12 protein-coding genes are annotated in these 14709 nt (G+C 59.3%); 7 read left to right on the forward strand and 5 right to left on the reverse strand.

Features of this window, described 5'->3' with window-relative positions:
- Positions 1 to 124 precede the first annotated feature (124 nt).
- Positions 125 to 1315, forward strand: a complete 1191-nt coding sequence (dinB, locus tag KQI84_11970) for a DNA polymerase IV (protein MCB2155594.1) — start codon at positions 125 to 127, stop codon at positions 1313 to 1315.
- Between the two features lie 10 nt (positions 1316 to 1325).
- Here the strand turns inward: dinB and KQI84_11975 are convergent, their stop codons facing one another.
- Entirely contained in the window at positions 1326 to 2225 is a 900-nt protein-coding gene (locus tag KQI84_11975; protein ID MCB2155595.1) for a nitroreductase family protein, read from the reverse strand.
- 174 nt (positions 2226 to 2399) lie between these two features.
- Between KQI84_11975 and KQI84_11980 the strand changes: the two genes are divergently transcribed.
- From KQI84_11980 to KQI84_11990, 3 genes are all read left to right on the forward strand, one after another.
- The gene (locus KQI84_11980; GenBank protein ID MCB2155596.1) at positions 2400 to 2909 is read left to right on the forward strand and encodes a hypothetical protein; all 510 of its coding nucleotides are present in this window, start codon (positions 2400 to 2402) and stop codon (positions 2907 to 2909) included.
- Positions 2909 to 4042 carry an SDR family NAD(P)-dependent oxidoreductase gene (locus KQI84_11985; protein ID MCB2155597.1) on the forward strand — a complete coding sequence of 378 codons (1134 nt, stop codon included), beginning with the start codon at positions 2909 to 2911 and terminating at the stop codon, positions 4040 to 4042. The genes KQI84_11980 and KQI84_11985 overlap by 1 nt, the downstream gene beginning before the upstream one ends.
- A gap of 74 nt (positions 4043 to 4116) precedes the next feature.
- The gene (locus KQI84_11990; GenBank protein MCB2155598.1) at positions 4117 to 5334 is read left to right on the forward strand and encodes a hypothetical protein; all 1218 of its coding nucleotides are present in this window, start codon (positions 4117 to 4119) and stop codon (positions 5332 to 5334) included.
- A gap of 630 nt (positions 5335 to 5964) precedes the next feature.
- Here KQI84_11990 and KQI84_11995 read toward each other — a convergent pair.
- On the reverse strand, positions 5965 to 6474 hold the full coding sequence (locus KQI84_11995) for a hypothetical protein (GenBank protein ID MCB2155599.1): 510 nt from the start codon (positions 6472 to 6474) through the stop codon (positions 5965 to 5967).
- Positions 6475 to 6719: 245 nt separating this feature from the next.
- Here KQI84_11995 and KQI84_12000 point away from each other — a divergent pair, with 245 nt between their 5' ends.
- Positions 6720 to 9101, forward strand: a complete 2382-nt coding sequence (locus tag KQI84_12000; protein ID MCB2155600.1) for a hypothetical protein — start codon at positions 6720 to 6722, stop codon at positions 9099 to 9101.
- Complete coding sequence (locus tag KQI84_12005) at positions 9098 to 9394, forward strand: hypothetical protein (protein MCB2155601.1); 297 nt, start codon at positions 9098 to 9100, stop codon at positions 9392 to 9394. The genes KQI84_12000 and KQI84_12005 overlap by 4 nt, the downstream gene beginning before the upstream one ends.
- An 85-nt stretch (positions 9395 to 9479) precedes the next feature.
- On the opposite strand, the gene KQI84_12010 is transcribed toward KQI84_12005, so the two are convergent.
- Both KQI84_12010 and KQI84_12015 read right to left on the reverse strand, forming a co-directional pair.
- Complete coding sequence (locus KQI84_12010) at positions 9480 to 10523, reverse strand: rod shape-determining protein (GenBank protein MCB2155602.1); 1044 nt, start codon at positions 10521 to 10523, stop codon at positions 9480 to 9482.
- 208 nt (positions 10524 to 10731) lie between these two features.
- Complete coding sequence (locus KQI84_12015; protein ID MCB2155603.1) at positions 10732 to 12816, reverse strand: hypothetical protein; 2085 nt, start codon at positions 12814 to 12816, stop codon at positions 10732 to 10734.
- A gap of 268 nt (positions 12817 to 13084) precedes the next feature.
- Here KQI84_12015 and KQI84_12020 point away from each other — a divergent pair, with 268 nt between their 5' ends.
- On the forward strand, positions 13085 to 13492 hold the full coding sequence (locus KQI84_12020; GenBank protein MCB2155604.1) for a hypothetical protein: 408 nt from the start codon (positions 13085 to 13087) through the stop codon (positions 13490 to 13492).
- Between the two features lie 81 nt (positions 13493 to 13573).
- Here the strand turns inward: KQI84_12020 and prfB are convergent, their stop codons facing one another.
- Complete coding sequence (prfB, locus tag KQI84_12025; protein MCB2155605.1) at positions 13574 to 14698, reverse strand: peptide chain release factor 2; 1125 nt, start codon at positions 14696 to 14698, stop codon at positions 13574 to 13576.
- Positions 14699 to 14709 lie beyond the last annotated feature (11 nt).

Here is a 14709-nt window from a genome sequence, read left to right on the forward strand (position 1 = left end):
GGGGCGGTGCTTCCCAGCCCGCCCCGAGGTGCTGTTTTTAGTCCTGGGGCCGTTACCCCATTTCCATTGCCCTTCGGCGGCGCATTCGCCTAATCTTCGCCCATGTAATTACCGGATGCTGGCCGTGAGCGAACCCACACCACTCATCTTTCACGTCGATATGGACTCGTTCTACGTTTCCGTAGAACGCCTGAAGGATCCGTCCCTGATCGGCAAGCCGGTGATCGTCGGCGGCACGCCGGGCGGGCGGGGGGTCGTGGCGTCGGCGAGTTATGAGGCACGCGCGTTCGGCGTGCATTCGGCCATGCCTTGCAGCCAGGCCATCAAGCTCTGTCCGAAGGCGATCTTCGTGCGCGGGCACTACCACGAGTACGGCGACTACTCGCGCCGGATTCGCGAGGTGATGGAGGAGTTCACCCCGATCGTTCGAATGGCGAGCCAGGACGAGGCGTACCTGGACATGACCGGGACGGAGCGCCTGTGGGGCGCGCCGATGAAGTCCGCGCATCGCATCCGCCAGCGCATCCTGGAAGAGACGCAGTTGCCCTGCTCGCTTGGGCTCGGATCGACCCGCACGATTGCGAAGATCGCGTCGGCGCTCTGCAAGCCTCGAGGCATCCTGTGGGTGCCGGCGGGTAGTGAGCGCGAGTTCCTTTCACCGCTTCCAATTGCGAAGATGCCCGGCATTGGGCCGAAGAGCGAGAAGCGCCTGAACGAGACGGGGCTGAAGTACCTCGGCGATGTGATTCGGCTGGGTCGTGATGAGATGGAGCGCCTGTTCGGTGCACATGGCGCCGAGTTCCACGATCGCGCTTGCGGCATCGGCGGTTCGTTTCTTGGCGAACCGGAGGACGTGAAGTCTGTCAGTCACGAAGTGACATTCGAGCGCGACACGGCGGACCGAGAATTTCTGGCGGGAGTGCTGAGCGAACTGACCGAAAAGGTTGCATCGCGGCTGCGAAAGGCCGGCGCCCGGGCCGCGACGGTCTCGATCAAGTACCGCTACACTGGCTTTGAAACACACACGGCGGCGATCACGATTCCGTCGCCAACCGCGGATGAGCGCGTGTTGCTTGAAACGGCCGTGAAGCTCCTCGAAGACAACGCCGATCCATCACGTCCGTTGCGGCTGATCGGCATCGCCGGATGCAACCTGATCTGGGGCGAATCGCAGATGGATTTCTTCTCCGATTCGGAAGAGACTGAGCGCCGCACACGCTTGCTGGAAGCGATCGATTCGTTGCGCGAGAAGCATGGTTTCTCGGCTATTCGGCGCGCAAAATCACGCGATGAAAGCCGCGGTCAGTGGGGGTGACTGTTGCCCCTCAGGATTCCTTCCCAATCCATGTGACGTTCTTGAGTTCCCGTCGGATGCCGCGGCGGTATTTGTACTTCGGATAACCGACGACAAGCGCGGCCAGCACTTCATTCTGCGGCGGGATCTGCAGGGTTTGCCGAAGCGATTTGTTTCGTTGCACAACCGGCGGAACGAGCCCGATTGCCGTTGCGCCCAGACCCAGCGAGTGCGCAGCCAGCAGCGCGTACGTCAGCGCAATCCCCGCGTCTTCCGTGTGGCACTCCGACGCTGCATCCGCGTGCAACACGAGCATCGTCGGTGCGCCGCGCAGAATGTAGTCGGCCTCGCCATTTTCCATTTCAGGCAAAGCCTGTCGCATCATCGGAACAATGTGATTCGCGAGCACATTGTACGTTTCCAATCCCGCCGTCACGCGCAGGAACATCCGCATCAGCGGATTCCGCATTCCGTTCACCAGCCCACGGTAGGCTTCGATGAACTGCGGGAGGATTTCGCGCATAGTATCGGGATCTTGAACGGCGGAAATCTCCATCTTGTGCGGAGGAAATCCCATCGGCGCCAGCGCCACCGCCTCGATGATCTTCTCCAGCATCTCGCGCGGAACCGGTTTGTCGCGGAAAACGCGAACGGAGCGACGCGTCGCAAGCAGATCGTGCAGGTCTTCGAATGCAGTCTGGCGGCTCGGGAGTTCAAAGAAATCGCGATCGGAATCCAAGCCCTCGATCACAATCGACTCGGTCGGGCAGACGGCCATGCACTGGCCGCAGGCGATGCAAAGGCCTTCGCGATCTGCATTCGCCGAAACGGCCCCCTCCGCGTCGAATTCCAGGATCCCACTGGGGCAGACTTCCAGGCACGTGCCGCACCGTTTGCACGTAGCCGTGTCGATTGACTGCAAAACGGACATTTTCCCCTCCACCACAGCTTGAATCGATGATTCTCACTCTCTACACCGGGGTTGGACCAGCCTTCAATCGGAACGGCCAGAGATTCTACTCGCCCCAGGCACCCACCGAGCGTTGAAATGGATCGTCAGTGGTGCCGCGGCACCGGATCTCGAGTACAGAAGGGAGCAAGACCGATGAACAGACTGCCACTCGTCATGCTTCTCTGGATCATTGGACTCCTCGTGGCCTGCGCAGGCAGCCCGCCCCCGCCCCCCGCCATCATGGAACCAACGCCGATTCTGGATCAGACCGAGGCCATCGGAGAGAGCCCGGAGTTGGGCGTGGAATTGCTCATGGAATTGGAATCGACCACGATCGGTTCCGTCGGCGAGGAACTGCGCGTGCGACTGGAAGCCCGCAACGTTTCGGATGTCCCCGTGACCTTGCACCTCAACAACGGCCAGACCTTTGACTTGATCGTGAGCAATGCCCGAGGCGAGGAGGTCACCCGCTGGAGCAATGGTCGGATCTTCACGATGGCATTGCAGGCGCTGCCGCTTCGCCCCGGTGAATCCATCGTGCAGAATCTGTTGCTCCCCGTACCCGAGCAGCCGGGCATCTACCGGGTTGTTGGAACACTTATGACCGCGCCGATGGTCCGCACCGAACCGTTGGCATTTGAATACAGGCCGGAGGCCGATTGATGGGCAAGTTCAAGCGCGTTCTCGTGACAGGTGGAGCAGGATTCATCGGTTCCCACATGGTGGATCTATTGTTGGAGAAGGGGTATAACGTTCGAGTCTTCGACAGCCTCGAACCCCAGGTTCATGGCGGGCGCGAGACGCCCCCGGACTACCTGAGTCGCGACATCGAATTCGTTCGTGGCGACGTGCGAGATCGCGACGCGGTTGTGCGCGCTCTCGATGGCATCGATGCCGTCATTCACGACGCAGCCCAGGTCGGCGTCGGCCAGTCGCAATATCAGATTGCGCGCTACACGGACGACAACGTGACCGGCACGGCGGTTGTGCTGGATGCGATTGTCAACGACTGCAAACACGTCGAACGTTTTCTCGTTGCAAGCTCGATGAGCATCTACGGCGAAGGTCAATACCGCCGGCCAAGTGATGGCGCGTTGGTCGCTCCGCAACTCCGGCCCGATGAGCAACTTGAGACGCACGATTTCGAAATGCGAGACGCCACCGGCGAAGCGCTCGAGCCCGTTCCGACGTCGGAAACGAAACCGCTGCATTGCACATCGATCTATGCGCTCGGCAAGAAGGCGCAGGAGGAATGGACGCTCCTCACCGGCCACACACACGGCCTTTCCACCGTAGCGTGTCGGTTCTTCAACGTCTACGGCCCGCGCCAATCGCTCTCCAATCCGTACACCGGCGCCGCGGCGATTTTCAGCAGCCGCATCAAGAACGGCAACGCGCCACTGATCTACGAAGACGGCGCGCAGGTGCGCGACTTCGTTCACGTGCGCGACATTGTCGAAGCAAAACTCTTCCTGCTCGAGAACGAGAAAGCGATCAACAAGCCCTACAACGTTTGCACAGGCAAGGGCACCTCGATCCTGGAGCTTGCGCGTCTCCTTGCGAAACTCCTCGGCCGTCCCGAACTCGAACCAAACGTCATCAAGAAATTCCGCTGCGGCGACATCCGGCACTGCTTCGGCGATCCTCTGAAGATTTCGCGCCTCGGTTGGAAGAGCCGCATTGCCCTTGAGGACGGCCTCCGCAACCTCGTCGAATGGACCGCCCAACAAGAAGCCGACGACCGCGTCGACCAGGCCCACGCGGAGTTGGTGAAGCGCGGATTGGTGAAGGAGTAAACTGGACTTCTGCATCCGTCTTCTTGCAATTGTGGAAGCGGCGGAGGCTTTCAGTCTTCACTGGGTTGGCGTTAATGAATAGTTTAAAGAAGATTCAACTCTGGACTCGGATTTCATTCGTCCTTCTCCTCCTGGCCGCGCTGACAACAACGGCCCGCGCCACGGAACCGATCGTTCTTGCACACTACATGACATGGTATGAATCCGAACCCGTCAGTGGCGTCTGGGGTTGGCACTGGACGATGAATCACTTCCATCCTCCCGAGCAGGCGGCGACGCATGATCCGCCGCTGATTGGGTTGTACGATTCAGGCGATCCTCACTTGCTCGAGTACCACGTGGCTCTCATGAAGATGGCCGGCATCGATGGCGTTGTCGTCGATTGGTACGGGACCGGGCAATTCCGCGATTACCCCGTTATTCATCGAAACACACAACGGCTGATGACCGTGCTCAAACGCGCGGGGCTGAAGTTGGCGGTCTGCTACGAGGACCAGGCCGTCAAGCACGCCGCAGCAGAACGCGGCTGGTCGCGAGAGCAGACGCTGCAGCAAGGCCGCGCCGACATGCAGTGGCTCGCGGAGAATTGCTTTGCCGACCCGGGCTACATGCGTCTCGGCGATCGGCCCATTCTGCTCGTTTTCGGTCCGCAGTACTTCCAGGCCTCCGAGTGGAAGTCTCTCACCTCGGGCATCCAAAACCGGCCAGCACTCTTCGGCCTTCCTCATCTGATTGAAACCACGGGCATGCAGGGCGCGTTCGGTTGGCCTCCGGTTTCCGGTAATCGCACAATTCCACCTGGCGAGTGGAACGCGTACCTTGATTCACTCTATGCACGCACGGGGAGTTCCCAACCAGTCATCGGCATCGCATTCCCTGGGTTCCACGATATCTACGAGCAAGCCCAACTCCATCCCAGCTACGGATACATCGATCCGCGCGACGGACAGACGATGCGCGAAACATGGCGGCGCGCTGTGGATTCAGGCGTTCCGATCATTCAAATCGCCACCTGGAACGACTTCGGCGAAGGCACCGTCATCGAGCCAACACGTGACTTGAAGTTCGCTTACCTGCAGTCGCTCTCCCGCGATCTGCGCCCCGATGAATCCATCGGGCCAGAGCAATTGCGCCTGCCCTTCGGCGTCTACCGAATGCGCAAACACTTCCCCGAGAACGCCGCCATTCAGGAAGAAATGCAGACCATCAGCAACCTGCTCCTGGACGGACAAACCCCCGCGGCCACCTTCCGGTTCGATCGAGTCATTCAGAGTATCAAGCAGGGATCGTAATCGTTGCTTGCGATCCCTCTGCCTTTCGTATCTACTTCCCACGGCCTTGGCACCTCGAATTCCGCATTACTCGTGGGACTTCATCGAATGGACCGACCAACTGGAAGCCGATAACTGCGTGAATCGGGCTCACGCGGAACTTGTGAACCGCGGACTGGTGCAGGAGTAGGGGAGGGCTGCGGACGAAGGAACTCGAAATCCACATGAGAAGGGGAACCACATTGGATATAGTCATACCGGCAGGCAATCCCGAGAAAGCAGACATTGCCTTCTTCCGCGCCATCCCATCAGGCAAGCGAGATTGTGTATTTCGCGGGCCAGAGCTCAAAGATATCGTCCCGGGCGATAAAGTCTTTCTTTACGCGAACAGGGCCATTCATGGCTGGGTTGCATTCGACGAGTATTCCAGCTACCAAGGCAAGAATCTCCAGAAGCATGACGTCTCGAAGCCATTCGCGCTGTATTTCTGTGGACCTATGCACTCCTTCACCAGTGCCTTGCCAACTCCGCCGGACTTGTGGTTCAATCGATGTCGATACGTTCACAAGCTTCCAGAAGGTTTCAGGAACGCACTCTACGCAAGATGCGCAGAGATAAGGCGCTGACCCTGGTGTGCCTTCCCAGTGCCCCTCAATGGTACTTCTCTTTTTTCAATTCCATACCACGTCTTGCAGCAGCATTCTCGCGATCGCGCTCCTTGTGGTAGATGTCTACTTCCTCAAGGGAGGGAGGGGTCTTTAGTTGCCAGAGGCTTGTTCCAATGTCGGAACTGCATAGAACGACCTCATCCGTGTCCCACATCCAGCCGAGAGCCCATTTCTGAAAGTCTCCAGCCCCGGAATTGACAGCATCCAGTTCGTTGCCATTTGCATCAATTAGATGGATCACGACCTCTGCATAGTCGGAGGCCTGCTTATTACTGCGATTGACTGAAGCGTAGACGGAGTAGTTCCCCGACGGTGAAACGATCTCCGACGTTTGGACATCGATCGGAGGAGGTGGGCTGAAGAATACCATAAAGGCCACGATCCATATAATGATGGCCGTACCGATCCCGCAGACCAGAACCGCACCAGCGACAACCAGCGCGATTTTCCACCTCAACTTTTTTCGGATGGGTGTTTCGCTGGCAGCGTCCATGCTCTCCCCCTTGGTGAACAGGCACAATCCTTTGTATCAGTCTTTTTGGGGGCTGGATGGAGAGAGCGTCACCCAATAATCCTCCTCTCTGAAGCAGAAACTGCGCTGCCACAATTAGTGCGCTCCAAATCCCCCACCTGCGCCCTCGCCTTCGGAGAAATGCGTTGCACGGAAGTTCTTGCTCGAAGACAGTTTCTTCATCATGAGTCATTTTTCCGTTCGTATCCACTTCTAGAGGGCTTTTCATGAAGAAACTTCTGATGTTGGCGAGCATCGTGTTCGCGATGTTCGCTCCGGTTCCATCCATGGCTGGCGGGCCTCCTACCTCCGCTTTCACGTATCAGGCGCAACTGACGCAGAGCGGCGTGCCGGTCAACGGCGCCGTCGACTTGCAGTTCCAGGTGTGGGACTCCGATACTGGTGGATTCACCATCAGCTCGATTGTGACGATCGACGATCATGCCGTCAGCAACGGCTTGCTGAACGTGGAACTGGATTTTGGGACCGCGCCATTCGTGAGTACTGACAGGACATGGTTGGAGATTGGAATTCGCTCCGCCGCAGAAACGGGCTCCTACACTATTTTGACGCCGCGCCGAGAGATTCTCACGACGCCGCGCTCCTTGTACGCCGCAACGGCAGCTTCGGTGGAAGGCGGTATCAACGATGCTGATGCCGATCCGGCGAACGAGTACAACACGGGCTTCTCCCTCAGCGGCTCGGTGCTCCAACTGACCGATGGTGGCGGCACACTGTCCGCAGACCTCGCTCCACTGCTTGCGACGGCCGGCGATGCTTACTCTCTCGACGCGTATGATGGTTCTCCGGCCGACGCGGTTCTTGTTGATGTCGGCGGGCGTGTCGGCGTTGGAACGAGTGCTCCGACGGCACAGCTTCATGTTGTCCAGGACAGCTTGCCGGTCAATCCCGCGGAAGTCGGATTCATGCACGAGTATGAAACCTTCACGAACTTCATCGATCCGACGGATGTGATCGTGGATGGGACGCTCGCCTATGTAGCCGATGGGTCGGTTCAGATCATTGATGTTTCCGACCCGAGCGATCCGCAATTGGTCTCGGCGATGGATTCCTCCACGCTCGAATTCCAGGGCCTCGGCGATGCGTGGAAGCTCGCCATCGACGGGACGACTCTCTATGTCAGCGGCGGGTATGGTAACACGTTCAGCCTCGTCGACGTGACAGATCCAGCCAATCCGCAAATGATCGGAACGGCAACGAATGGCGAGAACGGGATCGACTCGCTCGGCATCCCGCAAGGTTTCGATATCGTTGGGAATCTTGTTTACGTTGCATGCGCGGGAGCAGATGCCCTCACGATTTTGGACTTCACCAATCCCGCTGCCCCAATCCAGGTCGGCAAGGCCGTCAGCAATGGCGTGAGCTTCACCGAACTCGATGGCGCTTGGGATGTGACGGTGGTCGGCAATCTTGCGTATGTGGTTTCTGCTAACAGCAACTCCTTCACCGTCATCGATGTCACCAATCCCGCCAGCCCGACCGAATCCAGTGTGCATATCGGAGGTCAAAATGGCTTCCCGGATATCGGTGGCCCCAGGGCGCTGATCATCGATGGCTCGACGGCCTATATGTGTGGTCATCACAAGTTCGGAATCGTCGATATCACCAATCCCGCTTCGCCGACCACGCTGAGCCTGATCGAGGACGACGGTACGAATTTCACACGCATGAGCGATATCCGCAGGTTTTTCCTTCGCGACGGAATGGCGTTTCTTCCCGCGCTTGGCAGCAATACGGTGAACGTGATCGACGTTTCCGATCCCTCGAATCCGAGCACGATCGCTCAACTGCGCGACGGCGTTCCAGGGTCGGAACACCTCAACTCTCCGTATAGCGTTTTCGCAGACGATCAACGCATTTACGTGACAAGCGTCGGCGACGATGCGCTTACCATCTACGAAAGCCAGACGACGAAGTCACTCATCGCCCAGGGCGATGCCGTTGTCACCGGGGGCACCGGCTCCGTCGAACTCTTGATCGAGGCGGACACGGACAACAACGGCGAAAGCGATCAGCCCTCGATTCGATTCAGCCAGGACGGCGAGTTTATCCAGGCCAAGCTCGGATTCTTCGATGCGAGGAACAACTTCCGGATCGTGACCGAGGGCGCGACGCTGACGAACATCGTCATGCTGCCCCAGGACAATTACGTTGGAATCAACACGATCTCTCCAAGCTATCCGATTCACGTTGGAACCGACACGACCAATGGAAATGGGGCGCACGTAACGGCTGGCGGCATCTGGACGAATGGCTCCAGTCGCGAGTGGAAAACGAACTTCCAAACGCTCGATCCTGCAGAGATTCTTGATCGCCTCTCGAAGGTGCCGATTCTGAGCTGGGAATTCGATAAGGCCTCGGACGGCACTCACATCGGTCCGACCGCGGAGGATTTCTACGCGGCCTTTGGCCTGGGCAACGACAAGCAGTACATCGCCACGACCGACGCCGATGGCGTTGCGCTCGCGGCTATCCAGGGACTGAACCAGAAGCTGGAAGACCGAGACGCGGAGATCGATCGCCTGAACGAGAAACTCGAGCGTCTGGAAGCGCTGGTCGATCAACTGAGCAAGGAGGTGGCGAAATGAGACCGCGAAGCTGGACGCGATTGCTCCTGGCACTGCTCATCGTCACGGCTTGCACGATGCTCTCACCGCTGGGGTCGGAACAAACCCGCGGAGTTCCCACGACGGCCGTCACCGTTGATGTTATTGCCGCGGGCGGAGGCAACGGGGCCGGCAGCAGCTACGAAGTGAACGACCTGATTGCCCAGCCCGTTCTCGGCGGTTTCTCGGGCGGGGGCTATGAGCTTTCCGCCGGCGGAATCGGGCTCACGACCACCAGCGGAGATCCGACCCAAGAGGTGTTCGTGATCTACTGATCGCTCTGCAGCCAGACCGAAAACAAGAATGGGACGTGCGATTGCGGCACGTCCCATTCGTTTTGTCGTCTTGTGTATTCGTGAATCAGCGCCCGGCTTTGTCGACCTTTGCAAGCACTTCCATGCTCTCCAGCGTCTTGCCGGTGCCTTCGACGATAGCCGTCTCGGGATTCTTGCACAGATAGACCGGCACGCCTGATTCCTGACTGATCATTTCGGGCAAGCCGCGCAACTGGCTCGAACCGCCGGCCATGCAGATGCCGCGCTCGACGATGTCGCCGGCGAGCTCCGGCGGCGTCCGCTCGAGCGTCACGCGAACCGCGTTCACGATCTGGCTGATCGGATCCCAGAGGGCTTCGCGGATTTCTTCGCTGTGGACTTCGATGGTGCGCGGCAGGCCTCCCATCATATCGCGGCCCTTGATCGTCATCAGCAGTTCTTCGTCCAGCAGGTCCGCCGAGCCGATGTTGATCTTGATGTCTTCCGCGGTACGCGGGCCGATCATCAGGTTGTACTTGCGCTTCACGTGCTGGATGATGGCGTCGTCCATACTGTCGCCGGCACATCGAACGGACTTGGCGATCACGATGCCGCCGAGGCTGATGACGGCGACCTCGGTGGTGCCGCCGCCGATGTCGATGACCATCGAGCCGACGGGCTCATCGACGGGCAGGCCGGCACCGATCGCCGCCGCCATCGGTTCCTCGATTAAGTACACGGTGCGGGCGCCGGCGAGCATCGCGCTTTCGCGCACGGCTCGCCGTTCAACTTCGGTGATGCCGCTGGGGACGCTGACCACTACGCGCGGACGCGTGATGTAGCGATATCCCCGGCCTTCGATGACCCGGCGGATGAAGTAGTTCAGCATTTCCTGGGTAATATCGAAGTCGGCGATCACGCCGTCCTTCATGGGGCGCACGGCGCTGATGTTGCCGGGCGTACGGCCGAGCATACGCTTGGCCTCGATACCGACGGCGACAACCTTGTTGTGGTTGTGTTCGACGGCGACAACGGAGGGCTCGCGCAGGACAATTCCCTCACCTTTAACAAAGACGAGAGAGTTGGCCGTTCCGAGGTCGATTCCGATGTCGAGATTGAAGATGTCGACGATTTGGTGCAGGGCGATCATGAGCGGTCTTCCGGAGCGGGAATAGGAGCTGGATCAACGGGTCGCAGGAGTCTGAGCGGGCGCGGGAAGGGAGCGAAATATCGTCGGGGTCGCAATCCCTGCCTGACATCATCCCCATGTCTCGTGAGGTGGAGGCTCGGGGGCCAACACCGTCAAGAAAAAAAACCGACCCTTGAAAATCGTGATGTTATTTCCCGCCGGGGCACCCTCAGTTCGAGGGCAATTCCCCGATTCTTCCGGTCGAGAACTCGTAGAAGATGACCGCATCGTTCTCGTCCACATCCCCATCCCCGTCGGCATCGAAATGGGGATCGTACGGGTTCAGAACGCCGCCCACGACTTCGCGGTAGAGCCGGATCGCATCGCCCATGTTCGTCAGGCCGTCGCCGCTGAAATCGCCGAAATCGGGCCGGCTGTTGGGGTCGTTCTTGCTGGAGCCGAGGGCTTCCTCCAGGGCATCCGAGAACCCGTCGCCGTCGGAATCCGGCCCACCGGGAGTGGTGTAGGGGGTTGTCACCCCGGACAGGCAAAGCGAAACGTTGCCGGCATTCAGTGTCGACCCATCGGACGAGAAGAGGCCGTTCCCTGTGTTCGATCTCAGCCAGAGATAGATCGGGTGAGGCTGGTAGGTCCACGCGTTCATCTTGATGGAGATCCAGCCGGACGCCATGTCCACACACGGTACCTGGGCATCCAGTCGATAGACTGCCATGTCTCCTCCGAGCACATTCACCTGCTCTCCGGTATCCACAATTGTCGGAACAACCGTGTAGGGACCGAACGACGGCGTTGCGGCGGGCAGGCCGCTGTCGTCCGCGTAGAAGGCGATGTCGAAGCTGTAGTCGGCCGGAATGTCGGCGCTAGTGAACGAGCCGATCGTATCGACGAACAGCCCCCACCAGCGGACCTCGCAGATCGGCGCAGGGAGCGAATCGAAATCATCGTAGGCGGTCTTACCCTGGAAATCGCTCGACAGGGCAAAGGCCGCGGCATCCGACGGCTGTCCGAGCATCGAACTGGCACCGCAATCCAGTGGATTGGCCGGCGGCGTTGGGACTGGCGTGGGAGACGGAGTGGGGGAGGGAGTCGGCGTGGGCGTAGAGTCGCCGGCGATACCGAAGTTAATTTCCGTGATGGCGGAGGAGGCATCGAGAGTGACCAAGTGCGGAACCACCAGGCTTCCCTGGCGGTAGAGAGGCTTACCCGATACGGAGGTCGGCTTGGCGTAGGTGACCTCCGGCTCCAGAACGCGACACCATTCATCCCCCGACGTCCGACGCGGCGGTACAGCGGGCGGAGAATACGGATCTGCCGCGGCCATGCTGACTTCATAGCCCATATCGCGCATCGACGCGGCGGTGATCCGACTCAACTGGCTCGTTTCGCCGGATGAATGTGTTCCAGTCATCAGTTCCGTGCCGAATGTCTCCTCATCCCAGTGCTTGTCTCTCGTTCCAGAGCCGCCATCCTGCTCGACGGGGACGGAGGCCTCCGACAGCGAGAAGATCTGGTTGTATTCCAATGTCGCCCCCGACCCCGTGAAGCGCGGATCGGCCGTTCCTGCGCCTTCAATCAGGCTCAAATCCGGCCAGATCGAGCCGACGCCGAGGACGTGGCCCATCTCGTGGGTGATGACCTCTACGAAGTCATCGCCGGTCGCCTCCAGGTTGCCGATGTCTGCCGTGTCGAACTGCATGAATCCCTCGGCAGGCAAGTAAGATGGAAGGCGCTTCACGGTCGCAGCGGCTTGCGCCAGAATGCCGCTGGCCCCATCGATATCGACTGCCTTGGCCGTGATCCGCAGATCGTCGATGTCTCCGATGTTTGGAATGTCCCCGATCAGGATGGACTCCCAGCGAGCGGCAGCCGTCTCGAATGCGGCCTGCTGACTTGGTGTCAGGCTCGAATCCGGGAAGACCACCTCGATATTGAATTCGGTATTTGGATAGGTCTGAAAGAAACCCGCTTGAGGTTCCGCCGCGATCGCGACGGTGCCGATTGGCAAGGCCTGCAGCGTGTAGTCGCCGTTCGCATCCGTTATTACGAAATCTTCGCCTGCATCGAGCACGCCGTCCTGGTCCAGATCCAAGTAGACGGTCCAATTCGCCCTCCCGGCTTCGCCTGGATCCTTAAACCCATCCGCATTCAGGTCTTCCCAGATCGTACCCGAGACGGAATTAGCGATCAGTCGGGGGGAGTCTTGGCCCGCAATCGTGTCGGATGGTGACAGTGACGTGGCGATCAGCGCCGAAACGGCAGCGGAGACTCCCAGAAAACGGCGAAACTTCTGCATGTCAAAGCGCTCCAAGGCGGCAATTTCTTACGAGATACTCAAACGTGAAGACTAATAGCCCCGTCGAGCACTTCGCATGCCCGCCAGTCCCCCGGAAATGAGCCCATTTACTCAGCTTGAGCGGGCGCCCCGAGCCGGGAAACGCACACTTGTTCTTGACCCCCTGGACCGGCATCGGGATTGCTTAAAGTAGGCTCGTCATTTGAATACACACCATTTTCCTCCGCTCTCAAACTGGTTTGAGGGGGAGAAACCTAAGGAGTTCGTTATGCGTAAGGTTTTGACAGCTCTCTCTGTTCTCGTTCTGGCAGTTGCATTCACCGGCTGTGCCTATTGGCCCGGCGGCACCGATCTGCACTACGTTGCCGAGAATGCCGGCATGACCAATGTCACCACCGGTGATGGCACCTTCGAGAACTACCACGCGACCGGCCACTACACCGGCACCGAGTTCGGTATCGCCATCGGCCTGCCCTTCCTGATCAAGTTCATGGAAGTCTACCCCATGCAGAGCAATGAAGACCTCCTGCTCGAGATCGCCAACGAGGCCGCCGATGACGGCGCTGACGCCATGATCAACGTCACGCCTCACGAAGGCAGCTACACCGGCTTCCCCTTCGGCATCATCGGTCTGTACATCGACCGCACCGAAGGCACGGGCATCGACGTCAAGTAATTGACGCCACGTCCAAGTACGCAAAACCGGCCGGGGACGCAGTCCCCGGCCGGTTCTTTGTTGTGTCGTTTTGTCTCGCGATCAGGAACCGATTCCCGTGCGTTCGCGCAACTGATGCTTCAGGTAGCCTTCGATGAACTGGTCGATGTCGCCGTCGAGAACAGCCTGCGGATCACTGACTTTCAGTTCAAACCGCTCGTCGCGAACCAACTGATAGGGCTGCAGGATGTAGCTGCGAATCTGCGAACCGAAGTTCACGTCGCTCTTCTCGGCTTCCTGCGCATCCAACGCCGCGCGACGCTTCTCCAACTCGATCGCGTACAAGCGCGACCGCAGCACTTTGAACGCCACGTCGCGGTTCTGGTGGAAGGATCGTTCGTTCTGGCAGGAGACGATCGTGTTCGTGGGGAAGTGCACGATGCGAACGGCCGAGCTGGTCTTGTTGACCTTCTGACCGCCCTTACCGGACGCGCGGAACGTGTCGATCCGCCAGTCCTTATCCTTGATGCCGATGTCGACCTCGATCGTTTCGTCGATTTCCGGCGTCACGAAGACGGACGCGAAACTCGTATGGCGTCGAGCGTTGGAATCGAACGGCGAGATGCGCACCAGGCGATGCACGCCGCTTTCGGCCTTTAAGTACCCGTAAGCCATGAAGCCTTCGATCCGCAGCTGCGCGCTGCTGATGCCGGCTTCCTGGCCCTCCTGGATGTCCAGGACTTCGATCTTATAGTCATTCCGCTCTGCCCAGCGCACGTACATGCGCATCAGCATCTGCGCCCAATCCTGGGACTCGGTGCCGCCGGCGCCGGAGTGAATATCCACGAAGCACGGCAGCTTGTCCTCGTCGGACGTCAGCAGCGTCTGGATCTCCAGCTTCTCGTAGCGGGCGACGAGATCGTCGGTCAGGGCGGACAACGCCTCGGCGTCTTCCGAATCCTCCTGGCCTTCTTCCTTCAGAAGCTCGGCCATTTCGAGATTCTCGGTGGCCTCGCTCTCCAGCGTCTCCCAAGGCTCGATGCCGGCCTTCAGATCGTTCAACTGGCGCATCAGCTTCTGCGCGCGCTCGGCTTCGTTCCAGAACTCCGGGTGTTGGGTTTCTATCTCGAGGGATTCGATCTGCTGCTTCTTTCCCTCGAAGTCAAAGAAACCTCCTGTTTTGGACGCAGGAGTCCTTGATTTCACGCAACTTGGTAATCGTCTCAGACAAAGTCATC

Source organism: bacterium (assembly GCA_020444065.1).
Lineage (GTDB): Bacteria > Sumerlaeota > Sumerlaeia > SLMS01 > JAHLLQ01 > JAHLLQ01.

Bases quoted from the DNA above. Each gene is read 5' to 3' on its own strand.
- KQI84_11975 (MCB2155595.1), bottom strand. From the start codon at position 2,225: ATGTCCGTTTTGCAGTCAATCGACACGGCTACGTGCAAACGGTGCGGC.
- KQI84_11980 (MCB2155596.1), top strand. From the start codon at position 2,400: ATGAACAGACTGCCACTCGTCATGCTTCTCTGGATCATTGGACTCCTC.
- KQI84_11985 (MCB2155597.1), top strand. From the start codon at position 2,909: ATGGGCAAGTTCAAGCGCGTTCTCGTGACAGGTGGAGCAGGATTCATC.
- KQI84_11990 (MCB2155598.1), top strand. From the start codon at position 4,117: ATGAATAGTTTAAAGAAGATTCAACTCTGGACTCGGATTTCATTCGTC.
- KQI84_11995 (MCB2155599.1), bottom strand. From the start codon at position 6,474: ATGGACGCTGCCAGCGAAACACCCATCCGAAAAAAGTTGAGGTGGAAA.
- KQI84_12000 (MCB2155600.1), top strand. From the start codon at position 6,720: ATGAAGAAACTTCTGATGTTGGCGAGCATCGTGTTCGCGATGTTCGCT.
- KQI84_12005 (MCB2155601.1), top strand. From the start codon at position 9,098: ATGAGACCGCGAAGCTGGACGCGATTGCTCCTGGCACTGCTCATCGTC.
- KQI84_12010 (MCB2155602.1), bottom strand. From the start codon at position 10,523: ATGATCGCCCTGCACCAAATCGTCGACATCTTCAATCTCGACATCGGA.
- KQI84_12015 (MCB2155603.1), bottom strand. From the start codon at position 12,816: ATGCAGAAGTTTCGCCGTTTTCTGGGAGTCTCCGCTGCCGTTTCGGCG.
- KQI84_12020 (MCB2155604.1), top strand. From the start codon at position 13,085: ATGCGTAAGGTTTTGACAGCTCTCTCTGTTCTCGTTCTGGCAGTTGCA.